This window comes from Vannielia litorea (assembly GCF_019801175.1).
GTDB lineage: Bacteria > Pseudomonadota > Alphaproteobacteria > Rhodobacterales > Rhodobacteraceae > Vannielia > Vannielia litorea_B.
The window spans coordinates 289,554-302,418 of record NZ_JAHVJR010000001.1 but is presented as its reverse complement, the minus strand read 5'-3'; the positions used below and the strand labels follow the sequence as shown (position 1 = coordinate 302,418).

Here is a 12,865-nt window from a genome sequence, read left to right as displayed (position 1 = left end):
GCCTGTCTCCTGCCTCTTTCCCGGGCCGCCGAACGCGCATTCAATCAAACCGCGAGCGCCAGACGGAGATGTAGTGATCCTTCGCGGGCGCAAGATGGTCTCTACAGGCCACCACAAGCGCGTCTCGGTCGCCTCGCCTGCACGCGTCTATCATCGACAGATGCTCACTCGCGGCCCATTCCAGCGAGGCAAGGTCATTGGTGAAGATCGAGCGATAGGCATGGCTCTTCTGCGCAAAAATCTCGATGGCTTCGATCAGCGCTGCATTTCCGCAATGCGCAAACAGCTCCCTATGAAACTCGATGTTGGCGTGAAAGACCGCGCGCTTGTCGCCCTCGGTGATCCCGATCGAATGGCGCCCCTGGATCTCTTCGAGCTTCGTGACAGAATCCGCATCCATCGGAAGCGGAATGAGGCCGGCGGCCTGCGTTTCCAGCAGCACCCGCACCAGGTGGATGTCGTTGACCTCCTGCGGGGTGTAGAGGCGCACGACGGCACCGCGATTGCGGATGCGGTCCACAAGCCCCAGCCGTTCGAGCTCGATGATCGCCTGCCGGGCAAGGTAGCGCTTGATGCCGAAGCGCTCGGCGATCTCGTCCTCTACAAGCCGCTCGCGCGGGTGAAGGTGGCCAAAGACGATATCCTCTTCCAGCCGCCGCGTGATGTCGCGCGTCACTTCTTCGGCGCTGCCGCTCGTTTTCGGATCTTCTCTACCCGCCTTGGTCACTTCACATCTCACTTCTGGCTTCGTTCACGTCACCTGTCTGGAGCACTCTATCTCTGGATCGGCAAGAATCATCCATGTGTCTTACGCGAGTCAACCTCGCTTTCCGAGGCGCTCGCTGATCTGCGGCGGAGTCCACCGAGCCAGCTGAAGAGCGGCGTCGCCTGCAGAATGGACAGAAAGGCAATCCCCAGCAGCACGGCCGAAATCGGGCTCTGGAGAAAGATCATCCAGTTGCCCTGCCCGATCAGGAGGCTCTGCTCGAGACTGGTATCGAGAACCGGCCCAAGGATCAGCCCGATGACCAGCGGCGGCGTCGGAATCTTGCAGGCGTCGAGGACAAACCCGAAGAGCCCGAAGCCCAGCATCAGCCAGATCTCGAAGATCGAGTTGTTCAGCGCATAGGCACCGATGATCGACAGAACCACGATGACCGGTCCGACAACCCTGTTGGGGATCTTGGTGACCGAGACACAAGCCCGGGTAAACAGCATGCCCACGGCAAAGAGCGCGACATTCGCAAACAGGACGGCCCAGAGAAGCGTATACGTCACATCGCCATGGTCGGTCATCAGCGTCGGGCCGGGCAGGATGCCATGCACCATGAGCCCGCCCATGAGAACCGCCGTCGAGGACGAGCCCGGAATGCCCAGCGAGATCGTCGGAATCAGCGCCCCGCCCACGACAGAGTTGTTCGCCGCTTCGGGTGCCACGATGCCCGCCGGATGACCGGTGCCGAAGGCCGCCTTGTTGCGCGAGAACCGCTTGGCCTCGTTATAGGCAAACCACGAGGCCGTATCGCCGCCGGTTCCGGGGATCAGGCCGGTGGCCACGCCGATCCCGGCAGAGCGGATGCTGTTCGGCAGCATTTTCACGAACTCGATCGCCGTCGGCAGCATCCGGTCCCGCACATTCGAGATCCTGCTGCTGGTCTGGGTATCGCCGCCCATCATCAGGCGAATGGCCTGCGGGATGGAAAAGAGCCCGATCAGGGCAACGGTAAACTCGACGCCTCCGAACAGGTTCAGGTTTCCGAAGGTGAAGCGGGGCGTGCCTGTCGTCGGGTCCATGCCGATCATCGAGATCAGCAGGCCGAGCGCGCCGGACATCAGGCCAAGCACGGCAGAGCCTTGCGAAAGCGACCCGATGATCGTGATCCCCAGCACCGCAATCGCAAAAATCTCGACCGGCCCGAAGTTGAGCACCAACCGGCCCAGCATCGGTGCCACCGTCAACAACACGATTGACGAAACGACACCCCCGATCAGCGATGCCGTCAGCGAGTATCCAAGCGCCTTCCCGGCCTTGCCGGCCTGCGCCATCGGGTAGCCATCGATCACCGTGGCCGCCGCGGCGGGGGTGCCCGGGGTGCGCAGCAGGATCGCCGCAATGGAGCCGCCATACATCGCGGACAGGTAAAGCGACGCCAGCATGGCAAGGCCCGTCGCCGGTTCGAAAGAAAAGGTCAGCGGCAGCAGCAGGGCGATGGCCATCGTCGCGGAGAGGCCCGGCATCGCGCCGACGAACATGCCGATCAGCGTGCCCATGACGATTGCCGCGATGTTGATGGGCTGGACCACATTGGTCAGCCCGATCCAGAGGAAAGAGTCAGTCACGTCAGGTTCCCCTCATGCGCCGGGATAAAGCGGCAACGGAAGGCCAAGGAAATGGATGAAAACCGCCCAGATGACGCCTGTCACGAGCGCGGTGGTGATCAGGATGCGGCTCCAGCCGATGGGCCGCAGTGCACCGAGCGACAGCAGAAGAAAGACGGGCGTGGCGATGAGGTATCCCACCACAGTGATCGCCGCCGCATAGGCGATGCTCAGGCCCGCAAAGCACACCCCGATGGTGATGGCACGCGTGTCGATGGCGGGGATGAGCCGCAAGGCACCTTCTGCGCTTTGCCTTCTCCAGGCCATCAGCTGACCGCCAATCGCCAGCAGGGCCAGCAGGATCACGGCCCAGCCAAGCAGGGTCGGAAGGCGCGCGGCGGCCCTTGGATAGTCTTGCGCCGTGTAACGGAAAAAAAGGGCCAGAGCGATCGCAGCCATGGCCACCAGAATGCGTCCCATCGGTTACTCCCAGAGGAAAGGCGGACAGTATCGGAAGGGCAAGTGGCGGCCCGAAGGCCGCCACCCTGTGCCGAAACGGCTCAGTTCGACTGAACGTCGTCCTTCACTTCGTTCCAGACCTCGGTGAAGGTCTTTTCCTGAGCTTGCAGGAAGGCGGTGTAATCATCGCCACCGATGAAATCGATGTTCATCGCCTGGGCCGCTGCGGCCGCCTGAAACTCGGGGTTCTCGGTCACGCGGCGAAGCCCCTCGACCAGCTGAGTGCGGGCCTCCTCGGGGAAACCGGCCGGCGCGCTGTAGCCACGCGAAGACCCTGCCACAACATCGTAGCCCAGTTCCTTCGCGGTCGGCACGTCAGGCAACTCGGCGAGGCGCTCCTCCGCAAAGACGACCAGCGCGCGCAGATTGCCCGCCTCGACCTGCGGGAAGGTGATGCCGACGTTGTTGAAACTGGCGTCGATCTGCCCGCCCATCGCGGCAGTCCACGAAGGTCCATCACCCTGGAACGGCACCTTCTGGAATTTCACACCGGCGGTGCGCTCGAAGGCGACCGTGGTGAAGAAATCGTCGCCGCCGATGCCGGAGTTACCGACAGTGACAGCGCCGGGGTTGGCCTCAGCCGCTTCCATAAGGTCAGCGAAGGTCTGATAAGGGCTGTCCGCGGCCACAACCGCAATGCCCGGGTCGGTCACGATGTTCGCAAGCGGCGTGAGTTCCGAGATGTTGTAGGTGATCGTGTCGTTCATGATGTAGTTGGTCATCAGCATCGGCGTATTCGTGATGCTGATGGTCTCGCCGTCGGGCTTCACCTGCTTGGCCAGCCGGGTCCAGGCGATCGCGCCGGTCGCGCCCGGCATGTACTGGTTCACGAAACTCACGCCGAGCTCTTCGGCAAGGAAGGGCTGCACAAGCTGCGCCAAGGCGTCAGATCCGCCCCCGGCCTTGAAGCCCATCAGAACCGTCACTTCGCTCGCCGCGTCATAGCCCTGGGCCACCGCAACGGCCGGCGCGGAAGCCCCGATCGCTAGAGCGATAGCTGCTGTCGAAAGTAGTTTTCTCATAAGAAGTCCTCCCATTTTTCAATTCCCGCCGCGACGTTAGAAATCGCCGACCATTCTGTCAAACAAATTATTGACAATCTGCTTGAAGGTTGGTGAGTAGGCTATGCAGAACAGTACGTTCCGCATGAATTAAGTGATGGAGGATGGCCGCATGAGCACGAAAGACGACACGCCCAAGGGTATGCGCAAAGGGCTCACCAGCTATGGTGATGCCGGGTTTTCGCTGTTTCTGCGCAAGGCCTTTATCAAGGGGATGGGCTATAGCGACGCCGCGCTCGACCGCCCGATCATCGGCATCATTGACACCGGCAGTGATTACAACGCCTGCCACGGCAACATGGCTGATCTTATAGAGGCGGCAAAGCGGGGCGTGATGCTGGCCGGCGGGCTGCCGATTCCCTTCCCGACGATCTCGATCCACGAATCGTTCTCGCACCCGACCAGCATGTACCTGCGCAACCTGATGGCCATCGACACCGAAGAAATGATCCGCGCCCAGCCGATGGACGCCGTGGTCATGATCGGCGGCTGCGACAAGACGGTTCCGGCCCAGCTGATGGGGGCCGCCTCGGCCAATCTTCCTGCAATCCAGCTTGTCACCGGCCCGATGCGGACCGGCAGCCATCGCGGCGAGAAGGTCGGGGCATGCACCGACTGCCGCCGCTTCTGGGGCCGCTACCGCGCCGGTGAGATTGACGATCAGGAGATCACCGAGGTCAATGACCAGCTCGTGCCGGGCACCGGCACCTGTGGCGTCATGGGCACCGCATCGACGATGGCACTCGTCACCGAAGCGCTGGGCATGATGGCCCCGGGCGGCGCCTGTGCCCCCGCCGTCTCTGCGGACCGTCGCCGCATCGCCGAAAGGTCGGGCGAGCTCGCCGTGCAGATGGCCGCCGCCGGGCTCACGCCCGACAAGATCATGACCGAGGCCGCTTTCGAGAATGCATTGGCCGTGCTTCTGGCCGTCGGCGGCTCCACCAACGCCATCATCCACCTGACGGCCGTTGCCGGGCGCATGGGCATCAAGATCAACCTCGACAAGTTCGATGCCCTCGGCCGCAAGATCCCGGTTCTGGTCGATCTGAAGCCTTCCGGCACGCAATACATGGAAGACCTGCACGCTGCTGGTGGGCTCGTCACCGTGCTGCGCGAGTTGCGCGAACACCTCAATCTCGATTGCCTGACCGTAACCGGCCGCACCCTTGGCGAAGAGATCGACGATGCGCCCGCCGGCTTCGCTCAGAACGTCGTCTCAAACCGAGAGGCCCCGCTGTTTGCCGAAGGCGGCATGGCCGTTCTGCGGGGCAACCTTGCCCCGCGCGGCGCGATCATCAAGCAATCCGCCGCCAACCCTGACCTGATGGTTCATCGTGGCCGCGCTGTCGTCTTCAATTCCATCGAAGACCTGACCCGGCGGGTGGATCTGCCCGAACTTGATGTCACCAAAGACGACATTCTGGTTCTTCAGAACGCTGGCCCCAAGGGCGCGCCGGGCATGCCCGAAGCGGGCTACATGCCGATTCCGCGCAAACTGGCGGAACAAGGGGTGAAGGACATGGTCCGCATCTCGGATGCGCGCATGAGCGGCACGGCCAGCGGCACCATCATTCTGCATGTCACGCCCGAAGCCGCCAGCGGCGGGCCTTTGGCGCTAGTCCGTGACGGCGACGAGATCGAGCTGAACGTGCCGGACCGCGCGATCACCCTGCATGTCAGTGAAGATGTCCTGGCTGAACGACGCGCCGAACTATCGGTTCCGGTGCACCCGAACTCGGATCGCGGTTACAGAAAGCTGTTCCTCGAAACAGTCACCGAAGCCGACCTTGGTTGCGATTTCGACTTCCTCGTGCCCGCGCCACAAGCCACCGGGCAGGCAGACGGCTGACCATGCGGCTGCCTCCCGAAACCCTCAGGCGGTTCGCGGCGGAAAAGCTTGGCGAAGCCGGTCTGTGTTCGAACCATGCCGAGATCGTCGCGGACACGCTCGTCGAGGGCGATCTGCTCGGGCACGTGACGCACGGGCTCGCCCTGCTCCCTCGCTACCTCGACGAGTTGCGCAGTGGCGGCATGGCGCATGAGGGCGCCGCCGATGTCACCAGCCCGGATGGCTCTGTTGTGGAGCGCTGGGATGGCAACTGGCTCCCCGGCCCGGTGCTGGTCCGCGCGGCACTCACCGTCGCCTCGGCCAAGGCGCGCCAACACGGCGTGGGGGCAATTGCCATCGCGAGAAGTCACCACATCGCCTGCCTCGCCGCTTACCTCGAGGCAGTCACCAAGCAGGGCCTCGCTGTCATCATCGCCTCCTCCTCTCCGTCAAACCGCGATGTCGCGCCCTTCGGGGCCACCGGTGGCGTCTACTCCCCCAACCCGATTGCCGCGGGCTGGCCGACGAATGGCGCACCGGTGATGCTGGATGTCTCGATGTCGATCACGACAAGCGGAATGGTCGCCGCAATGGCGGCACAGGGCAGCCGGCTTCCCGGCGGTTGGCTGGTCGATACGGAGGGCCGGGCCACCGACGATCCGGCAACCCGCGCGGCGGGCAGCGGCGCCCTGTTGCCGCTCGGCGGGCTCGACCACGGGCACAAGGGCTTCGCGCTGGGCCTGCTGGTCGAAATGCTGACAACCGGCCTCTCCGGCCACGGACGGCTCGAGGGCACCGACCGCTGGGGGGCGTCGGTCTTCGTTATGGTCCTCGATCCCGCGCATTTCGGCGGGCGAGAGGCCTTTTGCGCACAGGCCTCTTGGATTGCACAGGCCTGCCGCGTGGCAACCGTCGCAAACGGCGCGCCGCCGGTGCGGCTGCCGGGCCAGCGCGCGCTGGAACGGCGAGCGGACAACATAGCCAACGGCCTGGCCCTGGCACCCGACCTTCTGGCGGTGTTGCAGAAGCTGGGCCTGCAAAGCGAAACAAGGGTAGCACAATGAGCGAAACACTGGAAAAACTGCACCGAGGCCCGGCCATCCGCCTGCACCCCGACGACAATGTCGTGGTCGCCTACCGCGAGATTGCGCCCAAAACCGAGATCCCGGGGGAGGGCGTCACCACGAACACCCCGGTCCCGGCAGGCTACAAGATCGCCACCCGGGCAATCGCCAAGGGTGAGCCGATCCGCAAATACAACGTCACCATCGGGTTCGCGGCAAAGGATGTGCGGCCCGGCTCCATGCTGCACAGCCACAACATCGAGTTCCGCGAGTTTGATCGCGATCCCCGCCATGCCAGCGAGTATCAGCCGGTGGTGCCGGTGCCCGAAGAGGATCGGGCGGTGTTTCAGGGCATCATTCGGCCCGATGGCCGCGTGGCCACCCGCAACTACGTCGGCATCCTGTCGTCGGTAAACTGCTCGGCCACGGTCGTCCGCAAAATCGCCGCGCACTTCACCCCCGAGGTTCTGGCCGACTATCCCAATATCGACGGTGTCGTGGCGTTCCCCCACGGCCTTGGCTGCGGCATGGAAATGTCGGGCGAACCGATGGACCTGCTGCGCCGCACCATTGGCGGCTACGCCACCCATGCCAACCTTGCAGGCGCCATCCTGATTGGGCTGGGTTGCGAGAGAAACCAGATCCCGGCGCTCATGCAGCACAACGGCCTCTCGCAGGGCCCGCGCCTGCTGAATCTCGTCATGCAGGAGACGGGCGGCACCCGCAAAACCATCGAGGCCGGCATCGCCGCGGTCAGGGAGATGCTGCCCGAGGCAAACGATGTCGCGCGCCAGCCCGTCCCGGCCAGCCACCTGAAGGTCGGCCTGCAATGTGGCGGGTCTGACGGCTTCTCGTCCATCACCGCCAACCCCGCCCTCGGCCACGCCGTGTCCATCCTCGCCCGCCACGGCGGCACCGGCATCCTGTCGGAAACGCCAGAAATTTACGGCGTCGAGCACACCCTGACCCGGCGGGCCCGTTCGGTCGAGGTCGGTCAAAAGCTGATGGACCGCATCCGGTGGTGGAAGGACGAATACTCCCCCGGCCGAGACGTGCAGATCAACGGCGTGGTCAGCCCGGGCAACCAGATGGGCGGTCTGGCAAACATCTTCGAAAAGTCGCTCGGCTCTTCCATGAAGGGCGGCACCGGCCCCTTGATGGAGGTCTACAAATACGCCGAGCGCGTGGAGGCCAGCGGCCTCGTCTTCATGGATACGCCCGGCTTCGATCCGGTTTCCGCAACCGGCCAGATCGCAGGCGGCGCCAACCTGATCTGTTTCACCACCGGGCGTGGCTCCATGTTCGGAGCCAAGCCTGTGCCCTCCATCAAGATCGCGACCAACACGCCAATGTATAATCGCCTGACAGAAGACATGGATCTGAACGCGGGCGTCATTCTTGATGGCGAAGCGACGCTGGAGGAGACCGGCGAAATGATCTTCGCCAAGATGCTCGAAACGGCGTCTGGCGTTCCGACCAAGAGCGAGGAACTGGGCCTGGGTGACAATGAATTTGTCCCGTGGAGCATCGGCATCATGAGCTGAGGCTGCTACAAACGGATCGGACCTTGGCCGGGCGCAGCAGTGAGTCAGCCAAGTGGGAGCGGAGGAAACCAGATGCCAGCATCATACCCCTGCCGGGGCAAGGCGGGTGAGCGCCGCTTAAGGAGCCATGCCCGCTGGAGTCGTCTGGCATGAGCCGCCACGTCCACATTGATGCGATTGGCGGCCTGTCAGGTGACATGTTCGCCGCGGCCATGCTGTCCACCTTCCCCGAGGCCCGGGATACCCTGATTGCCGATCTGCAGGACGCCGGACTTTCCATGCACGTCACGCCGCGCATCGACAGCATTCGCAAGGCAGGGTTCGCGGCCACGCAGATCGTGTTCGACATCTCCTCCGATGCGCCGCCCACCCACCACTGGAAAGACATTCGCGCGCGCCTTGAAGGGTCGGGGCTCAAAGCCTCGGTCAAGGCCACCGCAATCGGCATCTTCACTGGTCTTGCCGAGGCAGAGGCCGCCAGCCACGGCGTTCCGGTCGAGACCGTCCATTTCCACGAAATCGCGGATTGGGATTCTCTGGCGGATATCGTCGCCGCGGCCTCGCTGATCGAGAGCGTGGAGGCCGGGAGCTGGTCCTGCTCCACATTGCCGCTCGGGCGCGGGCGGGTCGATACCCAACATGGGCTGATCCCCGTGCCCGCCCCCGCAACCGCCCATCTGCTGGCCGGGTTCTGCTTTGTCGATGACGGTGTCGAAGGCGAGCGGATCACCCCCACAGGCGCGGCGATCCTGCGTTTCCTCGCGCCAACGCAAAACGGCCCGCCCCCCGGCATGAGGCTCTCGGGTTCCGGCATCGGCGCTGGCCAACGCGATCTCAAAGGCATCCCGAACGTCTGCCGGCTCCTGCAGTTCGAGCCTGCCGCTGGCGAGGTCGACATGGTCGGCCAGATCTCCTTCGAGATCGACGACATGACCCCGGAAGAGCTCTCCGTCGCGCTGGATCACATCCGCTCAGGAGAGGGCGTCATGGATGCGGGATACACCGTCGGATACGGCAAGAAGTCGAGGATCCGCTACAATGTCACCGTCCTTGCGCAGGCATCGCGGGTCGATGAGGTCGCCCAGCTCTGTCTTGTCGAAACCAGCACCATCGGCCTGCGGATCGAAACGGTGCGCCGGCGCGTGCTGAAGCGCGAGGCCGGAAAGGCGGACGGTTTGCGCACCAAGACGGTCGCGCGACCCGGAGCCTCGACCACCAAGGTCGAGAGTGATGATCTGGCCGCGATCCCCACCCTCGCCGCCCGTCGCAAGGCCGCAACCGGTGCGATCGATGGTTGATGCCGAAACACGCCTCGCGCAGGTCTTAACCCGCTATCCCGATCTCACCATCGCCGTGAGCGGTGGCGTGGACAGCCTGACATTGGCAACATTCGCCGGCAGGATTGCGCCCGTTACCGTCGCACACGCCGTGTCACCCGCCGTCCCGGCAGAGGCCACCCAGCGCGTCAGGGATCTTGCGCAGTCCGAGGGGTGGACACTCCGGGTTCTCAACGCTGGCGAGTTCAACGACCCCGCCTATCTCAGCAACCCGCTCAACCGCTGCTATTTTTGCAAGACCAACCTCTACGCGCGTATCAGGGAGGTCGTGACAGGCACCATCGCGGCGGGCACGAACACCGATGACTTGGGCGAGTATCGGCCCGGTCTGCAGGCCGCTTCCCAGCACGGCGTGGTTCACCCCTATGTCGAAGCCGATGTTTCAAAGGCGGATCTGCGCGCCTTGGCCGCGCGGCTCGGCCTTGGCGAGATCGCGGCGCTCCCGGCCCAGCCCTGCCTCGCCAGCCGCGTCGAAACCGGCATCCCGATCCGCGCCGAAGACCTCGCGTTCATCCATCGGGTGGAACAGGCGGTCAGGCAGATGAGCGGGCTCGAAGATGTGCGCTGCCGGCTGACCGGGGCTGGCGTTCGGCTTGAGACAAGCGGCGCGCTGCCAGAGGCCTCCGTCGCGCGCGTGGCCGAGTTCTGCCGCACGGCAGGGCGTGCCTTCGTTGGCGTTGCCCCCTACCGGCGCGGCAGCGCATTCGTCGCGCAGGGCTCGCAATGACGGGGTCTCACACGGTCATGGATTGGGAGCGCGGAGCCCGAACCGGCGTCCCCGAGGTTGTCTTCGCCCAGTCCAAGACCGAGGCGCAGCTCCGCGATATCGTCGCGGCCCACCAATCGCGCAACCTGCCCTTGCTGCTGACCCGCCTGACCGATGCGCATCTCGCCGCGCTTTCGGACCTGTCCGTAGCCTTCGATGCCCTCGCCCGCACCGGCGTTCTGAACGCACCCGAAATGCCTGCTCGCGCCCCCCGGCTGGGCATCGTCAGCGCTGGCACCTCCGACCTGCCCGTCGCGCTCGAGGCCTTTCACACCGCCCGATTCCTTGGGCTGGATGCGGAGCTGTTCCCCGACCTTGGCGTCGCCGGACTGTGGCGGCTTCAGGACCGGCTCGAGGAGGTCGCCGCCTTTCCCCTGCTGATCGCCGTTGCCGGAATGGAGGGCGCCTTGTTCTCGGTTCTCGCCGGGCTGGTGCGCGCGCCTGTCATCGCAGTGCCAACATCGGTCGGATACGGGGTGTCCGAAGGCGGCAAAGCCGCGCTCTCTTCCGCGCTGGCAAGCTGCGCACCCGGCATCGTCACCGTGAACATCGACAACGGCTTCGGCGCCGCAGCCGCTGCCCGCAAGTTTCTCACCCTGTCCGATCCGCAATCGGAGGGCTAACCGGGGCCTCGGCCACAAAGGCTCAAGCCAGCATCTGCTCTTTCAGAACCGTCCCGGCAACCTGATCGAGCACCTCGGCCAGATGGGTGCGCGGCGCATTGCGCTGGTACAGCAGCCCGATCCCCCGCGACGGTATCGCCGTCGGCAAGGGCAACACCCGCACCCGGCTTCCCTCCGGCCTCGGCCCGGCCCAATCAGGCACCACCGACACACCAAGCCCCCGCCCGACAAGCACCGCAATCGCATCCAGCGCATCGAGTTCAAACCGGATGTCTGCCGCGATCCCGGTGTTCTCGATCCACTGTGCCGCCAGCCTGCCGCCCCATTGCTCACGGTCGTAAAGTATCAGCGGTGACGCCGCGAGAATGTCGAATACGCTCGTGCGCGGCTCGTCCGCCGGCACCATCAAGACAAAGGTCTCCCGGCGCCAGAGCGAGAACTCCAGCATCTTCGGCAGGTCAAACTCCGGCGCCACGATCGCCGCCGCGTCGATCCCGCCCTCCGTCGCCATGGTGAAGAGCTCCGCCGATGTCCCCGGCACGAGGTGCAGCCGCAGATGCGGATAGAGCTTGGTGCTGGCCTCTAGAATTGCGGGCAGCAGCCCGGTCAGGGCCGTCGCGATGGCGCCGATCCGTAACTCCCCCGCAATCTCCGACCCGAGCGCGGCGGTTCGCAGGTTCCGCAGGTCCGCAAGGAAGCCGGGCAACTGCTGCAACACGGCATGCCCGGCCGCCGTCGGGCGCACGACACGGCCCGCGCGCGCCACCAAGGCTTTTCCGAACTCCTCCTCAAGCGCCCGCAACCTGAGCGCCACGGCGTTCGCCGTCAGGCCCAGTTCGCGCGCCGCTGCCGCCATGGAGCCCTTCTCGGCCACAATCTTGAACGTGATCAGGTTGTCCGTATCCAAACCCAAGTTTCCCTTCGTTTTGAACTCAGAATTACCCTGTTTTTCCTTCATTGAAAATTGCCTAGCTACGGTCCTGTTCAAATACGGGAGAGCAAGATGGATCTGGGTCTGAAAGGGCGCGTGGCGCTCGTGCTTGGTGGTGGCGGCGGCCTTGGCAGCGGCATTGCCAAAAGCCTCGCCGCAGAAGGCGCCTCGGTCGCCGTGGCCGATATCGACAAGGCAACAGCAGAAGCGACGGTATCTGAGATCACCAGCGCGGGCGGCAAGGCCACCGCGATGGCCTGGGATCTGTCAGATCTCGGCGCGGTCGACGCCAATGTCACGGCAGTCGAAAGCGCGCTGGGTCCGGTCGACATTCTGGTGGCGATCACGGGCGGCCCGCCCCCGGGCACCGCAAGCGGCCAGTCCACTGAGACATGGCGCAAGTTCTTCGATTCGATGATCGTTTCGGTCATGTCCATCTCCGACCGCGTGCTCCCCGGCATGCGCAGCCGTGGCTGGGGCCGCATCATCACCTCAACCTCCTCCGGCGTGGTCGCGCCCATCCCCAACCTCGGCATCTCGAACGCGCTGCGCCTCACGCTGGTCGGCTGGTCCAAGACCGTGGCGGCCGAAGTCGGCAAGGATGGGGTCACTTGCAACGTGGTTATGCCGGGCCGTATCGCGACCGGTCGCATTACCTTCCTCGATGAGAAGAAAGCCGAGCGCGAGGGCCGAAGTGTCGAAGACGTGCGCGCCGACAGCCTCGCGATGATCCCGATGGGTCGCTACGGTGACCCCGCAGAATACGCCGACATGGTGACCTTCCTCGCATCGGATCGGGCCGGCTACATCACCGGCTCCCAGATCCGCATCGACGGCGGCTACATCCCCAGCATCTGACAGCAAAAAGGCAAC

12 protein-coding genes are annotated in these 12,865 nt (G+C 64.6%); 7 read left to right on the top strand and 5 right to left on the bottom strand.

The features are described 5' to 3' along the window. Positions 1-40: 40 nt before the first annotated feature. The 4 genes from KUV38_RS21070 to KUV38_RS01530 all read right to left on the bottom strand — a co-directional run bounded on the left by KUV38_RS21070 (position 41) and on the right by KUV38_RS01530 (position 3,860). The gene (locus KUV38_RS21070) at positions 41-676 is read right to left on the bottom strand and encodes a GntR family transcriptional regulator (RefSeq protein ID WP_222468368.1); all 636 of its coding nucleotides are present in this window, start codon (positions 674-676) and stop codon (positions 41-43) included. Between the two features lie 119 nt (positions 677-795). After that, positions 796-2,340, bottom strand: a complete 1,545-nt coding sequence (locus KUV38_RS01540; RefSeq protein WP_222468367.1) for a tripartite tricarboxylate transporter permease — start codon at positions 2,338-2,340, stop codon at positions 796-798. 12 nt (positions 2,341-2,352) lie between these two features. Then, the gene (locus tag KUV38_RS01535; protein WP_222468366.1) at positions 2,353-2,799 is read right to left on the bottom strand and encodes a tripartite tricarboxylate transporter TctB family protein; all 447 of its coding nucleotides are present in this window, start codon (positions 2,797-2,799) and stop codon (positions 2,353-2,355) included. An 80-nt stretch (positions 2,800-2,879) separates the two neighbouring features. After that, positions 2,880-3,860 carry a Bug family tripartite tricarboxylate transporter substrate binding protein gene (locus KUV38_RS01530; RefSeq protein WP_222468365.1) on the bottom strand — a complete coding sequence of 327 codons (981 nt, stop codon included), beginning with the start codon at positions 3,858-3,860 and terminating at the stop codon, positions 2,880-2,882. Positions 3,861-4,011: 151 nt separating this feature from the next. On the opposite strand from KUV38_RS01530, the gene KUV38_RS01525 reads away from it, so the two are divergent. The 6 genes from KUV38_RS01525 (at position 4,012) to larB (ending at position 11,061) form a co-directional block, all read left to right on the top strand. Continuing rightward, entirely contained in the window at positions 4,012-5,748 is a 1,737-nt protein-coding gene (locus tag KUV38_RS01525) for an IlvD/Edd family dehydratase (RefSeq protein ID WP_222468364.1), read from the top strand. 2 nt (positions 5,749-5,750) lie between these two features. Then, positions 5,751-6,791, top strand: coding sequence for an Ldh family oxidoreductase (locus KUV38_RS01520; protein ID WP_222468363.1), 1,041 nt, complete (start codon positions 5,751-5,753; stop codon positions 6,789-6,791). Continuing rightward, positions 6,788-8,335, top strand: coding sequence for a UxaA family hydrolase (locus tag KUV38_RS01515; protein ID WP_222468362.1), 1,548 nt, complete (start codon positions 6,788-6,790; stop codon positions 8,333-8,335). The genes KUV38_RS01520 and KUV38_RS01515 overlap by 4 nt, the downstream gene beginning before the upstream one ends. A 149-nt stretch (positions 8,336-8,484) precedes the next feature. Next, positions 8,485-9,633 carry a LarC family nickel insertion protein gene (locus KUV38_RS01510; protein ID WP_222468361.1) on the top strand — a complete coding sequence of 383 codons (1,149 nt, stop codon included), beginning with the start codon at positions 8,485-8,487 and terminating at the stop codon, positions 9,631-9,633. Further along, the gene (locus tag KUV38_RS01505; RefSeq protein ID WP_222468360.1) at positions 9,626-10,399 is read left to right on the top strand and encodes an adenine nucleotide alpha hydrolase; all 774 of its coding nucleotides are present in this window, start codon (positions 9,626-9,628) and stop codon (positions 10,397-10,399) included. The genes KUV38_RS01510 and KUV38_RS01505 overlap by 8 nt, the downstream gene beginning before the upstream one ends. Next, the gene (larB, locus tag KUV38_RS01500) at positions 10,396-11,061 is read left to right on the top strand and encodes a nickel pincer cofactor biosynthesis protein LarB (protein ID WP_222468359.1); all 666 of its coding nucleotides are present in this window, start codon (positions 10,396-10,398) and stop codon (positions 11,059-11,061) included. The genes KUV38_RS01505 and larB overlap by 4 nt, the downstream gene beginning before the upstream one ends. Before the next feature lie 22 nt (positions 11,062-11,083). Here larB and KUV38_RS01495 read toward each other — a convergent pair whose 3' ends face one another. Continuing rightward, complete coding sequence (locus KUV38_RS01495; protein ID WP_222468358.1) at positions 11,084-12,019, bottom strand: LysR family transcriptional regulator; 936 nt, start codon at positions 12,017-12,019, stop codon at positions 11,084-11,086. A gap of 45 nt (positions 12,020-12,064) precedes the next feature. Here KUV38_RS01495 and KUV38_RS01490 point away from each other — a divergent pair, with 45 nt between their 5' ends. Beyond that, positions 12,065-12,850, top strand: coding sequence for an SDR family oxidoreductase (locus KUV38_RS01490; RefSeq protein WP_222468357.1), 786 nt, complete (start codon positions 12,065-12,067; stop codon positions 12,848-12,850). Positions 12,851-12,865 lie beyond the last annotated feature (15 nt).